The sequence below is a fragment of the Thalassoroseus sp. genome (assembly GCF_984380535.1).
In genome coordinates, this window is the sequence record NZ_CFHRBF010000004.1 from 73567 (window position 1) to 89333 (window position 15767).

At 54.5% G+C, this 15767-nt stretch carries 14 protein-coding genes; 7 read left to right on the forward strand and 7 right to left on the reverse strand.

The annotated features are described in order from the left end of the window. Positions 1-44: 44 nt before the first annotated feature. A complete protein-coding gene (gene rho / locus AC5DDB_RS06455; protein ID WP_491738873.1) occupies positions 45-1748 on the reverse strand; it encodes a transcription termination factor Rho in 1704 nt (567 codons plus the stop codon). Positions 1749-2645: 897 nt separating this feature from the next. Then, positions 2646-3500 carry a thioredoxin domain-containing protein gene (locus AC5DDB_RS06460; RefSeq protein WP_491738874.1) on the reverse strand — a complete coding sequence of 285 codons (855 nt, stop codon included), beginning with the start codon at positions 3498-3500 and terminating at the stop codon, positions 2646-2648. Positions 3501-3574: 74 nt separating this feature from the next. Here AC5DDB_RS06460 and AC5DDB_RS06465 point away from each other — a divergent pair, with 74 nt between their 5' ends. Further along, the gene (locus AC5DDB_RS06465) at positions 3575-3832 is read left to right on the forward strand and encodes a hypothetical protein (protein ID WP_491738875.1); all 258 of its coding nucleotides are present in this window, start codon (positions 3575-3577) and stop codon (positions 3830-3832) included. A 3-nt stretch (positions 3833-3835) separates the two neighbouring features. Here AC5DDB_RS06465 and AC5DDB_RS06470 read toward each other — a convergent pair whose 3' ends face one another. Both AC5DDB_RS06470 and pabB read right to left on the reverse strand, forming a co-directional pair. Then, a complete protein-coding gene (locus AC5DDB_RS06470) occupies positions 3836-4531 on the reverse strand; it encodes an anthranilate synthase component II (RefSeq protein ID WP_491738876.1) in 696 nt (231 codons plus the stop codon). Between the two features lie 27 nt (positions 4532-4558). Continuing rightward, complete coding sequence (gene pabB / locus AC5DDB_RS06475) at positions 4559-5980, reverse strand: aminodeoxychorismate synthase component I (protein WP_491738877.1); 1422 nt, start codon at positions 5978-5980, stop codon at positions 4559-4561. Between the two features lie 191 nt (positions 5981-6171). Between pabB and AC5DDB_RS06480 the strand changes: the two genes are divergently transcribed. Both AC5DDB_RS06480 and map read left to right on the forward strand, forming a co-directional pair. Beyond that, complete coding sequence (locus tag AC5DDB_RS06480) at positions 6172-7077, forward strand: fumarylacetoacetate hydrolase family protein (RefSeq protein ID WP_491738878.1); 906 nt, start codon at positions 6172-6174, stop codon at positions 7075-7077. 161 nt (positions 7078-7238) lie between these two features. Beyond that, on the forward strand, positions 7239-8036 hold the full coding sequence (gene map, locus AC5DDB_RS06485) for a type I methionyl aminopeptidase (RefSeq protein WP_491739139.1): 798 nt from the start codon (positions 7239-7241) through the stop codon (positions 8034-8036). Between the two features lie 18 nt (positions 8037-8054). On the opposite strand, the gene AC5DDB_RS06490 is transcribed toward map, so the two are convergent. Next, positions 8055-10454 (reverse strand): MMPL family transporter, encoded by a 2400-nt coding sequence (locus tag AC5DDB_RS06490; protein ID WP_491738879.1) that lies wholly within the window; start codon positions 10452-10454, stop codon positions 8055-8057. 504 nt (positions 10455-10958) lie between these two features. Between AC5DDB_RS06490 and AC5DDB_RS06495 the strand changes: the two genes are divergently transcribed. Continuing rightward, positions 10959-11282 carry a hypothetical protein gene (locus AC5DDB_RS06495; protein ID WP_491738880.1) on the forward strand — a complete coding sequence of 108 codons (324 nt, stop codon included), beginning with the start codon at positions 10959-10961 and terminating at the stop codon, positions 11280-11282. Positions 11283-11354: 72 nt separating this feature from the next. On the opposite strand, the gene AC5DDB_RS06500 is transcribed toward AC5DDB_RS06495, so the two are convergent. Continuing rightward, positions 11355-12281: an MBL fold metallo-hydrolase gene (locus tag AC5DDB_RS06500; protein ID WP_491738881.1), complete on the reverse strand. Its 927-nt coding sequence runs from the start codon at positions 12279-12281 to the stop codon at positions 11355-11357. Here AC5DDB_RS06500 and AC5DDB_RS06505 point away from each other — a divergent pair, their 5' ends adjacent. From AC5DDB_RS06505 to AC5DDB_RS06515, 3 genes are all read left to right on the forward strand, one after another. Beyond that, the gene (locus tag AC5DDB_RS06505) at positions 12282-12422 is read left to right on the forward strand and encodes a hypothetical protein (protein WP_491738882.1); all 141 of its coding nucleotides are present in this window, start codon (positions 12282-12284) and stop codon (positions 12420-12422) included. It abuts the gene before it with no gap. Between the two features lie 295 nt (positions 12423-12717). Continuing rightward, complete coding sequence (locus AC5DDB_RS06510; protein ID WP_491738883.1) at positions 12718-14022, forward strand: L-fuconate dehydratase; 1305 nt, start codon at positions 12718-12720, stop codon at positions 14020-14022. A 181-nt stretch (positions 14023-14203) separates the two neighbouring features. Further along, entirely contained in the window at positions 14204-15016 is an 813-nt protein-coding gene (locus AC5DDB_RS06515; RefSeq protein ID WP_491738884.1) for a hypothetical protein, read from the forward strand. 168 nt (positions 15017-15184) lie between these two features. Here the strand turns inward: AC5DDB_RS06515 and AC5DDB_RS06520 are convergent, their stop codons facing one another. Further along, on the reverse strand, positions 15185-15685 hold the full coding sequence (locus AC5DDB_RS06520) for an SMI1/KNR4 family protein (RefSeq protein ID WP_491738885.1): 501 nt from the start codon (positions 15683-15685) through the stop codon (positions 15185-15187). Positions 15686-15767 lie beyond the last annotated feature (82 nt).

The following is a 15767-nucleotide window of genomic DNA, read 5'->3' on the forward strand; positions in this document are numbered from 1 at the left end:
TCTCAGGAGATGTTTGTCCAAGCAAACGCTCTCCCATCACTGGCTTACAGCACGTTGCGAATCTTCTGTAGGAACTCGGCGTTTGAGGGGAACATTTCCAGCTTCCGCGTAAGTTCTTCCATCGCCTCAGTCGGATTCAGCGAAACCAAACTGCGACGCAGTAGGGTAACGGTGTCGAGTGTTTCGGGGTCGAGGATCTTTTCTTCTCGACGTGTCCCGGAACGACTAATGTCGAGAGCGGGCCAAATCCGGCGATCGGCCAAGTCTCGGCTGAGAATGGCTTCCATGTTCCCGGTGCCCTTGAACTCTTGGAAGATCGCATCATCCATTCGGCTACCGGTATCGATCAACGCGGTCGCGAGAATCGTCAGCGAACCGCCTTCCTCGAAGCGACGGGCGGTCCCGAAAATCTTGCGTGGAATGTCCATCGCTTTGACGTCCAAACCACCTGTGCCGGTCCGACCACTGTTGCCGACCCATTTGTTGAAAGCTCGGGCGGTCCGCGTGATACTGTCGAGCAACACGAACACCTCGCCACCAGCTTCCGCCAAGCGTTTGGCCCGTTCGATCAACAATTGACTGACGCGGATGTGGCTTTCCACTTCCCGGTCCATTGAGGAGGCAATCACTTCACCGTTGGTGTTGCGGCGAATCTCGGTGACTTCTTCGGGACGCTCGTCGATCAGGAGAACCATCAACTTCATTTCCGGATGGTTCTGACTCACGGCATGAGCGATGTCATGGAGCAACATCGTTTTCCCGGACCGTGGCGGAGCCACCAGCAATGCCCGTTGACCTTTCCCGATCGGCGTGAGCAAGTCCATCACTCGCATCGTGATCGGACGTGGCCCCGTTTCGAGACGGATTTGCTCGAACGGATTGACGGGGGTGAGATCATCGAAGTGCTTGATTTTTTGATACTCTTCGACGTCGCGTCCATCGATTGTTTCGATCGACTTCAGCCGCGGTCCCTGACCTTTCGTGCCTGGTCCGACTTCCCCGCGGATCAGCACGCCTTCACGCAGTCCGTGCTTATCGATGAAGGAACTGGAGACGAAAGCATCGGAGTCTTGTGCGGAATAGTTCTTCTCGGGGCTCCGCAAGAAACCGTAGTTTTTCGGATGCAATTCGAGGACACCCTCGATTGTTCCGGTGACATCTTCTCCGTTTTGATCAAAAGACCGAGTTCGCGTCGTTCGCGACCGACCACGATTGCCACCCCCACCACGCGAATTGCGAGAACCGCCAGAGCTTTGGTTATCGTTGTCTCTTGAGCGACGACGACGACGACGGCGACGACGACGACCGCCCGATTCATCATCGGAGTTGCGGGGAGACCGGAAGTCTGTCGATTCGGACCGATCCGACGACTCATCCGCGGAACTCACCTCACTGTCTCGCGACTCCGCGACGACAACGGGCTCTTTCTTGGCAGACGACTCGGAATTCTTCGTTTCGGCTGATTCGCTGGACTCGTCTGCCTGGGTCTTGGTGGCTGCAGCCTTAGTGGTCGTCGCTTTTGTTCGTCGGCGCCGGGTTTTCGGTTTTGCTTCTGGCTCAAGACCGGCACCGAAATCATCGCCTTCGCCATCAGCGTCTTTGGCGGCAGCTTTAGGTTCCGCCTCGACTTTCTTGCGAGTTGTGCGACGACGGGTCGTCTTTTTCTTCGGGGCTTCTTCTGTCGAAGAGTCGTCGTTCGAAAGCGATTTTGTTGTCTCCGCTTCCGAAGTCGTTGGTTCATCGCTCACGGAATCCTCCGCTGTGGCTTTTTTTCGAGAAACGCGACGACGAGTTGTGCGAGCAGTCGACGTTGAACCCTGAGTTGGCATAAACCGATTCCGTATAGATTCCGTTAAGACAAATTACCGCCATGACCTACTCGCGAATAAGAGCGAGTTCCGTCTGGCCGAGCGAAGTGACGAGCCGACAGACCCCAAACAATTTGGGTCACCAAGACTCAATCCCTTTCCAATACAAGTCAGCGAAAAGACAACAGCGATTGAGACATGACTCCATGCTCTTACGCCTGCTGAAAGTTAGACAAGACGAACGATGCCAAGAGTCTGAAACTCAGACCGGGCATACGCGTCTCACTGCTGCTCATTACCGATTTACCGAACTGGTAACAACCCGTTGGCAAACCACGAGGGGACTTACGACAGATGGATAAACCGAATTCTCAGTCGACACCCCAAAACCGCCAGTGATGGCTTCGACGACAACCCGTCAAAACCGGAAAGAGGTCCGAGGCCGCAACCATCTGGCCGAAAGCAACAAACGCCGAACTTAAGCGGAGCCCGAACAGGACCCCAGCTCGAACATGCTTACGAGCCAGTTTCAGCCGCACCCTCTCGAAGCAGAGTAACGCACCCAGTTCCCGCAAACATCAATGCGGGGGCAGAGCAATTCGCCCATACCAACCGGGGGCAACAAGAGGACTGTCGAATTGATAATGTGATGGGAAGCTGAAAGCAACAACTTCAACCGAGAAACCAAAAGAGACCTCGGTGGGGTAGTTTCACCCCTCCTCACCTCTATTACCAAAACTGTGCGTATCATAACCAATCACGAAGACGTGTCAATCGCACTCGTTCGGCTATCACCCGTTTTTCAAAGTTTTCCGATGGATTATCGTTATGTCTAACTTACCGTGTGACAGTGGTTTCCAGCTGATCCACTCGCAAGACATGCCGGGTGCGTGTGTAACGAATGGGGTGTTGCTTGAACTCGTTGCGGGTTTCTTCTGTCTTGAATAGGTAAAGAGCACCGTCGAAGTACGCGCCGAATTTCGTGGTCCCGGTGATGGCACGATCGGTCCGATAGAGGATTACCGGATCGCAGCCCAGCAATTGTGGCACGAAGCGTTCCGGGTCGGACTCGAATGTTTTCTGTTCCGCGGCGCTAGCACAACGGTAGATCACCCCTTGATGTTCCACCTGGAATTGTTCCTGACCTCGTCGCCATTCCCGCCAATTGGAAAGCGAAACCGGACAATACCCATCAAGCCCCAGCGGAGAGACTTTCGGCTTAGCCGCGATCTGCGGTAGCTTGGCCGGCGGTTTGCTTTCGTTCGACTTGCTGACAAACTTGGCGGCGACACGATCCATCCGCGCCAAGTACAGCGACTTCGGCTGATACCCGAAATCAAGCGAAATGACTTGGCCTTCCGGGGAAAGCAATAAATCAGCCGGTAGTGAGCGGATGCCGTATTGCTTGAGCAATTCCGGGTGTCGGTCGGCATCGACCTTGACCCCGACGAAGCGGGTCTTCAACTCCCGAGCCAGTTCGCCCGAACGCAGAACTTCGCGGTCCATCCGACGACATGGCCCACACCAAGACGCATGGAAATGCACCAGAATCGGCCGATTCAATTCTCGTCCAGCAGCTTGTGCCTGGCGGAAATCGTCAACCCATCCTGGTTCGGTCGCGGATGCGAACCGCTCTTCAGCTCCCAGGAAGCCGGTTAGAACGATGATCGTAAAGAGAAGCCCAATTCGCATATTTGTGCAGTTCACTGATTACAGTCTTGGGGACTGTTTCGAGGAATGCCATGGTTGGAGGAGTTCGAATCCCGGTGCAACACACGCCACGGTGTTCGTTCTGGGATTTGCTCCGAGTCGTGTTCCGACAGCGACAAGGCGGGTTCCGTCCCGTGTTGACGCCGAAACATGCTCATATCACGGCATTGGTCGGTGCCAAAAATTTGAGTCGGTCTGAGAAGATGTATCGACCGTTCCAGTGGGTGTCGGTCGATGCGGGTTTGTCGCAGACGTCCCGAAACGGCGGATCCAGCGCGGATGTTCCGATCGTAACGGGCAAGCGGGCGGTATAATCGTTACGACCGCTTCGATCTCGGCTTGTGTGTAGAACTGCACACCTGCCAGTGGATTGGGCCATCAGACGACTGCATCGACACGTCCGTGGGCAATTGAACACGCTCAACAGGACAATCGAAGGGAATATCGATGCCGCTGATCTGCAGGAAATTCCACAGCAATCGGTGTCCAGAGTCCGTCAGAATCGACTCTGGATGGAACTGCACTCCCATTACGGGCAACATCTGATGCTGTAACGCCATCGGAATACCGTCTGACGTTCTCGCCGTAACTTCGAGTTCCGATGGAAGAGTGGATTCGTCGACGATCAACGAATGATAACGGGTGGCCTGCAACGGCTGTGGCAGTCCGGCGAACAGACCTTGCGCACTGTGCTGGATGGAACTGGTCTGCCCGTGGATCGGTTGCGGAGCACGCACAATCCGACCGCCAAACGCCGCTGCAATCGCCTGATGTCCCAAACAGACACCGAGAATCGGAATCGTCGAACCAAGTTGCCGGACCAATTCGACACTCACACCGGCTGCCGACGGACTACACGGCCCCGGCGAGATAACAATGGCTGCAGGATCGTGGGAGGCAACGTCTTCGATGGAAACGTCATTTCGCAGCACGAGCGTTTCGCAATTCAACTCTTCCAAGTAGCGTGCGAGGTTGTAGACGAAGCTGTCGTAGTTGTCGATCAGGAGAATCATAGGCTTCGCGTCTACCGTGGGCAGTCATTAAGTCAACGCACGCAGCATTCCCTCGGCTTTGTGCCAGGTTTCTTCGTATTCGGCTTGCGGAGTGGACTGGGCAACGATGCCGCCGCCAACCGAACATTGTAACCATCCATGCCGGCCGACGAATGTGCGAATCAAAATGTTGCTGTCAAACGCACCATCCAATCCGGCCCAGAACAGGTTCCCACAGTATGGGCCGCGTGCGGTCGGTTCAAGTTCGGCGATGATCTCCATTGCACGAATCTTCGGGGCCCCGGTGATCGATCCACCAGGAAACGTTGCCCGCAACAAGTCGGCAGCGGACAAACCATCTCGCAATTGGCCTTGGACCACGGAAACCAAATGCTGCACGGTTTCGTAGTTCTCGACCTGACACAACTGCGGAACACGAATCGAACCGGACTGGCACACACGCGAGAGATCGTTTCGCAGCAAATCGACGATCATCACGTTCTCGGCTTGATCCTTTTCACTCGTTTTGAGTTCGGCTGCTGAGTACAAGTCGGCTTCCGGACGACTGCGTCGTTGCCGAGTACCTTTAATCGGCCGCGTTTCGACCAAACCTTCGTGGACTTGAACGAATCGCTCGGGAGACGCGCTGGCTAGAAACCAATCGTCCCACCGCAGGAACCCGGCGAACGGTGCGGGGTTGGTTTGTCGAAGTTTCCCGTACAATTCTAACGGCGAACACGACTGTGTCGCCAACAACCGCTGCGAGAGATTCGCCTGAAAGATGTCGCCGGCATAAATGTATTCAATGACGCGTTCAACCGCTTCCAGATAACCTTTTCGCGAAAACGTACTCGTAATATCACGCCACTTCGGCACCGCATGCTGCGAGATGGGCGTGACCGACCGGACCGGAATCGGCCGTTCGATAGCCGGCGAAATGTTCCGAATTCGAGTTTGAATCTCGACGAGTCGCTGATGAGCGCGAAGTCGACGTTTTTCGGGGTCGGTCTCCGGGATGCCTTGCGAAATGATCCACGCCCGATCGGTTTGGTGATCCCACGCAATCACCCAATCGTAAATCCCTACCGCAAGATCGGGAATTTGAAACTCGTCATGAGCCGCACGCGGAATCCGCTCCCAAGCCCCGCCCAATTCGTAACCGAGGAGACCAATCGCGCCGCCCTGAAACGGAGGAAGGTCTGGGAGTGCCGCCGTCTGCAGATTGGCAAGTGTCGACCAAATTGGGCTCAGCGGTTCAAGCCCGAGTTGCACGCCACTCTGCTGAAAACACTGCACAGGATCGGCCGAGAGGAACGAATACCGCCCTAAGTTTTCAGACTGCTTGACACTTTCGAGCACTGCTAGATACGGCCAGTCCGCAAATGCCCGAGCAACTGTCAATACGTCCGGAATCGATCCGAGTTCTTGAACGAGCGGGAATTGCCCCGCGTGGGAAACCGATCCGGACATGCAAGCCGATCAATCGCAGTATTTTTAACAGTATCTTCCTTTGAAACCGACGCATTCTAGTTCGAATCGCAGATTTCGCCAGTCCTGTGATATCAACGAACGCCTTTGTAGCATTGCGTGAAATCGTTTAAGACTGCAGACTGTGGCCAATCCAACCGAAAACTTCGCGAACATTCAACCGAGACTCTGCCATGCGTCTGTGTCGATTCGAATATCAAAATTCTACCCACGTCGGTATCTATCAAGATGAAACGGTCACCCCGCTAACCTCCATTGACGCATCTTTGACCGTCAACGATTCGGTTCTTCCGTATTTGCCTCACGGCGAACTCGCCGAAGAAGTTCAAGCGGTCGCAGAGAACCTGGATGCGGGCAAGTCGCTTCCGATTGATGATGTCAAACTCTTGGTGCCGATTCCTGCGCCATCGAAATTGATGCTGCTTGCGGGAAATTATTCGAAACACATTGAAGAAGGTGGCGGTAAGGCGGAAGAACGGGCCAAGACCTTTCCATATGTCTTCATGAAACCGCCGTTGACCACGTTGACCAACCCGAATGACCCGATCCGAATCCCGGCTGTTTCGCCAAACTATATTGATTGGGAACTCGAATTGGGCGTGGTGATTGGTCGCGAGTGCAAAGGCGTTTCCGAAAGTGACGCCCTCGATTATGTCGCGGGATACACCGTGATCAACGACATTTCCGACCGCAAATTCAAACCGAACTCCAACCGAACGGCACGTGAAAAGGATTCCTTCTTCGACTGGCTCCACGGCAAATGGCATGACACGTTCTGCCCGATGGGTCCCTGCATCACACCGGTAAGCGACATCCCAGACCCGCAGACTCTCAAGCTTGATCTCCGTGTGAACGGCGAAACCGAGCAAGACGCCAATACCGCAGACATGGTGTTCCCGGTGGCTGCGATCGTGGAGTTCGTTTCCAGCTTTGTCACACTCATGCCCGGTGATGTCATTTCGACCGGCACACCGGACGGTGTCGGTTTCCCCAAGGGCAAATTCCTGAAAGCTGGGGACGTTGTGGAAGCGGAAATCGGAGGAATTGGAATCCTTCGAAATCCTGTCGAAGGACCATAAACCGCTTGACACCGTACCGATTTGGATCGAAATAACTACGGTAGGGCGGAAGATCGGTTGATCTCGACCGGCAAACTCGAAACAATGCGCGTTCATCTGTCAACCGCCCGTCGGTGGGGACGTTCGCCCAATGCAAGTTTTTGAATTCAACGCGGGACGCTATCGTGCTTCACAAAAAGCCACCAATTTACAACGAACGTGACCGCAATTCCTTGCGAACCGCTGCGAAGTTCAATGCGGAATTGATGGACCACCTGCGGCAGTATGTCGAACCGGGTGTCACTACAAACGACTTGGATCGATTGGCAAGCGAGTACACGCTCAGCCACGGCCATACGCCGGCATGCCTGGGATATCGCGGTTATCCCAAGACGATTTGCACCAGCGTCAACGATGTCGTCTGTCATGGCATTCCTAACGATATCCCGCTGCAGGAGGGAGATATCGTGAACGTGGACATCACTACGATTGTGGATGGTTGGCATGGCGATCAGTCAGAGACCTTCCTGATCGGGGAAGTTTCGGACGAGGCCAAGGCACTGGTGCAAACGACGTTCGAATCCCTCTGGAAGGGGATTCACGCGATTAAACCCGGTGGTCGCGTGCTGGATATTGGACGGGCGATCTATCACTACGCCCGTGCCAAGGGGTATGAGATCGTCCGCGAGTATCAGGGGCACGGCATTGGACGCGGATTTCACCAGGAACCCGGTGTTCCACACTTTCCCGATTCCAAACTCGGGCGGCAAGTCATCAAACCGGGCATGTGTTTTACTATCGAGCCAATGCTAAACATTGGCGGTTTCCGGACGAGTCTCGACCGAAGTGATGGGTGGACAGTCCGCACAGTCGACGGCACGTTATCCGCTCAGTTCGAACACACCATCCTGATGACTCAAGACGGTCCCGAAGTCCTCACGCTTACGAAAAACGGCCCCCAAGAAGGTCATGTGTTCTAGGCGGACCGGCGTAGAAGATTAGTCGCGGAGTTCCCGGTGAGCGAATTCGCTACGTGATTCACTGAGGGTGCGTTCGGGCGACGGCGTGTGACTGGTCTCTTCGTCGTTCGACAATAGGTGCATCCAACCTGGGATAAAGAACGGCCGCACTAAAACCGTGGTCAAAACCATTCCCACCGCAATCGCCAATCCTAACTGTTGCAACCCGAGGACATCGCTGGCAAATAGCGAGAGGGAGCAAGCAAGCATCGCGAGCCCACCCAACACCACCGCGTTGCTTTCATTGGTCGGAGCTTGGGATGCCCGAGTCAGTACCTGACGCACCACCGCCAAGTTGCCTGGGAACACGAGTGCAAAGACGATCGTGAACGATAGCGTCACGACTTGCCAATCCAATTCATAAGGCCCACCGGCAAGAACATCGCTGAGTATGAAATCGCACACGCCCATCGTGGCTAACCAGCAAAGCAGACCCGAACATACCAGCACACATGCCACGGAAAGTCGTTTGACCGCCGCCAGTGACAATCCGATCGCAATGACGATCGATGCGAGTTGAATCACGAGTTGATCATGTTGATTGACCGAGTGCAGATCCACAATTCGAGCCGTCGCTCCGAGAAAATACACTCGGCTTTTGCTCAGTTCTGGCGGAAGACAGGCATGGATCAATTCTTGAAGTTGCTCGAACTCGTGAAAGCCGCTGCGTGAAAACGGGCTCTGGTCGACGATCAAATCCAGTTTCGTCACATGCCCATTCCATCGACCTTGGTCCGCAACGTAATGCGAGACCGCTGCCCGGTGTCGAATGATGCGAAACGGCACGGTCTCTTGAATCTTGCGTTCTTCTTGCAGTCCGAGCGGGTAGGCCAAACTCCGCACGTCGAGAATCCCGTGTGTCTCCGAAGCGGAAGCGACACATTCGGTCAAGTCCGCAACAAGTTGCTTTCCTTCGACAGAGTTAAATTGAACCGTCTGATCCTCGAGCAAGATTGTCGCCGGACTGATCGCACCAGGCGGGAAATGTCGTTGAACCGCGTCCGCGCCAATCACACTGGGTGCATGAATCGGGAGGACATTCAAAAGCCGATACGTCGTGCGATCAGCATTGTGCACCGCCACAATCGCGAACGGGAGCAACAACCCAATTGCTAGGGCACACGACAACGGTAGGCCAAATCGACTGCTGCGGTCGCTTGGTCCTTCCGGTTCTGCACGTCGAAGAGTCGACTCCGTTTGCCGAGACCGCAACCAAGATTTCCGAGCGGAAATCCGAGCTTGCGACCGATGTGGCCAAAAGATCCAGTGTTGGAGCGTCCCAATCACGCCGAATGTCAGCAAACTCGACATTCCCCAAGTGATCACGAGCCCCACGATCAACACGGCTCCGATCTGATGAAAACGACCGAAGTCTGCGAACAACAACGTCGACGTGACAGCAACGGTCGCAATAGCACCGATCAGAACTGGGCGAATCTGACGCCACGGAAATTGCGGGAATGCGTCCGCTGTTCGACTCTGTCGCTCGACTTGCGTTCGATAACCGGACAACAACCAAAGACATTGTTCAGCAGCCACGCAATAACACACGACGGCAGCATAACACCGGAAATCGGAATACAGAGTGAGCCAGCCGCGTTCGGTGGTGAACGTCAGAAATCCCAAGGCCGCGTGGACAGACAAAAAGACCACCCCCAATGGAATCACCACTAACACGGGGGATTTCTGTGTCACGATCAAAAGCAGCCCCAACGCCAGCAGGGACCACATTTCAATTGCTCGGGCACTGGCCTTATTCGCGCGATTGATGTCGCGTGTGAATGAGGCCATTCCGCTCATTTCCATCGACAAACCAGGCGGCACCACACCGGCTCGGAACAAACTATGCGGAGACGCAGCCAAAGGACCGTGTTGAGCAGTCAGCCTCTCGATTTGATCAACCGCTTGCAGCACCTGTTGATCTGTCAAATCCTCTTTCAACTCGACCGCGACCAGCGTGGCTTTTCCATCCTCGCTATCCAGTAGCGATCCGATGTACTTGTTCCGTGCGGTCCGCACATTCTTGACAATTCGGGTGCGTTTTCCCCATTGGTCGTAGACGCTGACGGAACTCAATGCAGGCTGCAGAACATTCTCGATAAACTCGCGATCGTCCGGACGCAATCCTCCCGACCGCCCCGTCCGACGCAGAACGACGAACAGACTATTGCTCATCAAGTCACGCGAGAAAGCCGCTTCGTACAAAGCTTCCGCTTGCTGGCTCGGTAGATCTGGGGGCAGCGAAGTCTGCAGCCCGCGATCGGTTTCGATAGACCACCAATGAAAACTCAGGGAGACTAACGCCACCGAAACGAGCAACACCGAGCCGATGAACGCATATCGCCACTGAAAAGCGATTTCCGATGGATTTGCGTTCATAAACTGTTCGCGTTCACAAAGGACACCGCCATGTTAGCGAGCATCCACGAGCCTCTTAATACACGCGATCCAGACCGCCACGTGTCAGCGTTCGCCAAGTTCCGGACCGACGAATTTCAAACGTCTGTTGCGATTCACGGTATCTCTGGAAATTGAACTCGTCAAGAATTGATCTTGGATTCAAAGAGCAAAAGCTGGAAGGATTCCGCTTTTTGCAGAGCCATGTCGATCTGCTGTACTAGGTGAACATACTAAAACTCGTCAAAGTCTACGAAACGGGCAGCACATGCTGGATGAATCAGCAATCGCAAACACTTTTCGGCAAAACTCGCAGAAAATGAAAAATAACTGTCTCTACTGTACGACGGCTTGGTGAATCCATTTTCGTGGAGTGCCGACACCCACTCTCGACTGCCCAACCTCGCGAAAAAACCGGGCTTCGGCACGCGACATGCAGTCCAGACTGTCGCGTTTGATTCTTCGTGTCAGAAAGGGGTCGGGCAAATGAAAAAAATTGAATGCGTTTTCCCCACCCATCAACTTCAACAAATTCAAGATCTGTTGAAGCAGGAATCCTGGCGGTCGGCTTCTATTCTCAAGATCTACGATGGAGCCGCTGCTGACTCGCACGAGATCGGACGCGGACGAGCCTTGCCCACCAAATGCCGATTGGAATTGTTGGTGGAAGACGACGACATCAGCAAACTCACGCGATCATTTCACGAATTGACTGCGTCCGAGGAGGATATCGATTTGCTGGTCACGAATGTCGCCACGAGCCTGATGATCGTGCCGGTCTCCATGTTAGACCGTGACGACGCCCGCTAAACCGCAGTAACGACCTTCTTTCGTTCGCACTTCGACAGTGTCTGTTCTGTCAGCTGAATGCCGGTCTAAGACTCAGAGCCAGTACAACTCCCCGTCGGCCGCAAATCCATAGTCGATCGAATCGTCACCGAGGTACCGCTTGAGAATGTCGTGGCTTTCTTCGTGGAAGGACTGAAGATCTTCGTCGGACCGCTTCGGGTCGTGATGGACGATCCGCAGTTTCTTGGGTCGCTGACTCGTTTTTTCGATATAGGGGAACAGCAACTCAGGTGTTCCATGCCCCCAACCTTCGCGGGACATACAGTTTTCGGAGCGACGGCCAATCGCCATTGTTCCGTCGTATTCCGCTTGGCGATACTGCATATCTGCCAGAAGCAAACCCGCACCGTCGAAGAAATCGACAATCGAAGTATTCACCTCGACTGCCGGTTCATGATCGGTCGCGATCACGATTGGATCACTCTGAGCGAACTCGAAGCGATAGCCCACGCATTCACCGGGGTGGGGCAGCCAAGTCGTCCGGACGACCACATCGTCGATCTGCAGGGTGTCGCCGGTTTGAAATTCGACGTGCTCTCGCGTCGCACCGGTGCGGTCCAACAAGTCCAAAGTGACCGGCCAATAGCTCTTACAAAATTCCGCCTCTAGGACGTCCATCATGCATGGATCAAGCGGACAACTCGAGGTCGGTGACGTCTCATCGTGTGTAAACAATCGCGTTGAAGCACGTGCCTGCAGCCTCGGGCTATAAAACCGTAGTGTTGTTCCCCGTTGAAACATCAACGCATTTGCTCGCAGACCTTCGATGTGATCTTCGTGGTAATGCGTTTGCAGCAGGTGCACAACCGGGTTCTCGATCCGCTCCGCTTGCAGCATATCGATGACGAACTCGGAAATCGGTTCGATTCCCAACCCCTGATCGATCACAATCCACGTATCACGATGCCGCAGAAAATAGGATGAGGTGCGACTGCCGAATTTTTGGCGGGAAAATGGCACATGTCGCACTTGATGCGGAGAATCGGCATCGAAAACGGGCCGGTTCTCCGTTGGTGCAGCGAAGCTCCCGGAGCAGCCACCAACAAAAAGGAGCGTGTCGCTGAGCATCGAGAGTCTCTCAATGAAGGGGACGCCGAGTGAGTGTTGGTCCAATCCAATCCAAATCAACAATGTGGCCGAGCGATTACGTCAAAAAGTGACTAACATGAAAACGCCAAAACCGTCATTGTTTTGCCCAGCCAATCCTGGTGCCCCGAAGATCTGACACGGTTTGCCCAGTGGGACAGATTGACATGGGTCGATATGGTACAGTACGGCTTACCCCGTGCCAACGGGAAATGGGCTAAGTGGTGCCCCTTGTGGCTTTAAACGATTTCCTCCTGACCGTAGCAACATCTTACACATAGAACTCGATCGCTCCGTAGGTTTCTGATTTATGACAACAATTACTGGACTGATTGCCAAAGACATCCGCTTTCCGACCTCGCAAAGTCTCGCGGGATCGGATGCGATGAATCTCGATCCCGATTACTCTGCCGCCTATGTCAATTTGCAGACCGATGCTGACGGTCTTGAAGGTCATGGGATGACTTTCACCATCGGTCGTGGCAACGAACTATGTCGACAAGCCATCGAGGCACTGGGACCGTTGGTCGTTGGCACCACTCTCGAAGAATTCCAAGCGGATCGCGGTGGATTCTGGCGACGAGTCACAGGGGATAGCCAACTTCGCTGGGTTGGACCAGAGAAGGGCGTTATTCACTTGGCGACGGCGGCGGTCGTGAATGCGATGTGGGACCTCGATGCCAAAGCAGCCGGCAAACCGCTGTGGCGAATGGTTAGCGACTTCTCCCCCGAGGAGTTCGTTTCCGCGATCGACTTCCGTTACCTCACCGATGCCATCACCCGCGAAACTGCGTTGCAGCACCTGCAAAAACTTGCCGACACCAAGGCCGATCGGATCGCCACTCTCGAACGCCAAGGTTATCCTTCCTACACAACGTCAGCCGGTTGGCTGGGTTACGACGACGATCAACTCCGCTCACTTTGCCGAGAGATGCTTTCACGGGGTTGGGAGCGGTTCAAGATCAAAGTCGGCCGCGATTTGGAGGACGACATCCGTCGTTGCCGGATTATTCGGGAGGAAATCGGCCCCGATCGCAAACTCATGATGGACGCCAATCAAGTTTGGGAAGTCCCGCAAGCGATCGACCACATGCGGGCACTTGCGGAATTTGATCCATGGTTTATTGAGGAACCGACCAGCCCAGACGATATTCTCGGCCATGCAGCGATCGCGAAAGGCATTTCGCCTATCCGTGTCGCGACCGGTGAGCATTGTCATAACCGTGTGATGTTCAAGCAGTTCCTACAGGCGGGGGGGATGCAGGTCTGTCAGATCGACAGTTGCCGACTCGGTGGCGTCAATGAAGTTCTCGCGGTGCTATTGCTTGCGGCTCATTTCGATGTGCCGGTGTTTCCACACGCGGGTGGCGTCGGGCTCTGTGAGTACGTTCAGCACCTTTCGATGATCGACTATGTCTGCGTCAGTGGGACGTTTGAGGAGCGTGCCACCGAGTACGCAGACCATCTCCACGAGCACTTCTTCGATCCGGTCGTCATGGAGAATGGTTGCTACCAAGCCCCTAAAGCCCCTGGCTATAGCATTACGATGAAACCGGAATCGTTAGACATGTACGAATTCCCCCACGGCTCGGCTTGGGCGTCTGAGGGGAAATAAATCGTCATTTATGGCAATCTTTCCTAAGTTTCCTGGATTGCGGCAAAATTGGTGTCGGGACAATTGTGGCGATTCGCCATAATAGTGTTAGACGAGGCAACGACGGATATTCGCTGCCCCGGAATTCTTTCGAGAATCACTACCACGATGGTCAGTTGACCGGGAAGAGGACACCACAACTATGAAACGCATTGCCCTGACTTTGCTGGCGATCGGACTTTTCGCGGGAGCGACCAGCCTGACCCGCCCGGCCTTCAGTGACTACGACGATGACGACGGACCGCGATATCGTGGCCCTCGTTTCTATACACCCGACTACGATGATGACGACGGCCCGCGATTCCGTGGCCCACGTTTTTACACGCCCGATTTTGACGACGACGATGGCGTGATCATTCGGCGGAGCTACGTTCCACGCACTTACGTTGTGCCGCCGCGATACCCGTCGCGGAGCTATGTGGTACCGCACCGGAACACCTATATTGTTCCTCAGTCCCGAGTTGTGCCGACACAACCGAGTTATGTACCACCGCCACCCGTCGTCAATCAGTACCATCAACACGACTACAGTGACTATTCGGCCCCGCAGACGGTAGCGCCGCCACCGACGCCGGACGAAGCGTTCTCAAATGGCCCTGCGTTGGCACCGCCACCGATTCAGCAGGATGCGTATAACCCATCGGTTACCATTTCCGAACCGGTTATCAAGCAGCCATACCGTGCCGGTCAGTGTGTCTCGACACCAATGCAGTGTTTCCCTCGGGTCAAAGTCAAAGACGCCAAAGACATCCACCCCGCTGCCGTTCCGACACACGTGGCCATTGCGAATCCGCTTGGCCAGGGTTTGGTGTTCGTCAAAGTCTTCGTGCCACCATTCCCGCCGGAGAAACAAGAAGTCAAGAACAACGGCCGGAAGGTCAAACTCGAGTTCGACGACTACAAGGTCGAAGTCGAATCCAAAGACGGTTACATCGAAGTCGACTATGACGACTGACGGCACAGCCGTCGTTCGGGTCCGCGGCGGGCAGGTTCACGCCTTTGGTGATGCACTTCCACGAGACAGGCCCCGTTAAGAAGAAAATTCAAGCCCGCTGGGATCATTCGATCTCGGCGGGCTTTTTCATTTCAACTAGCGCGTGAGCAACGGTCTAGCCGACGTCCGTTATGCAGGACCGATGTATTCACCTTCGTCGTCGAATAGTGCCTCGTGGGGAACGAGCGAGGAAAAGAACTGCAGAAAGCCTTCAGCTACGTACAAGGTGTCGCCGGACTCTGAATCTAAAAATACGATTGTTGGATTGGCTTTGTTGGTGCGGTAGTCAAAAGCTGTCCATGTGTGTCCATCGCCGTCCAGCAAGACGAATCCTGTGGGAAGGCCCCATTCGTCAGTCATGTAGGGAGTATTCAGTACACTCACATGCGTCTGGCCAATGCCATTGATTTCATCAATAGAAGTGTAGCCGTGGTCAACAAATCCCCGTAGATGCGATGGAACGAATTGCTTCGGTAATTTGAAGTAGTTCCCCAATGTTGAGCCGCCATTCTTTTGTTTGAGGGCGGCAACGTAGTCGGCAGAGAGACTGACACCAAGCACACTTTCAGCTTCCCCGACCATCTCATCGGTCAATGCATCATTGGGCGATGGCTCTTGAAGATTCCACATGATTGTGGCTGCCGCCTCCCTGTCTGCGAGAAATTCCGTGCAGCTGTCATTCAGGTATGAAAGTGACTGAGAACAGCCGAAT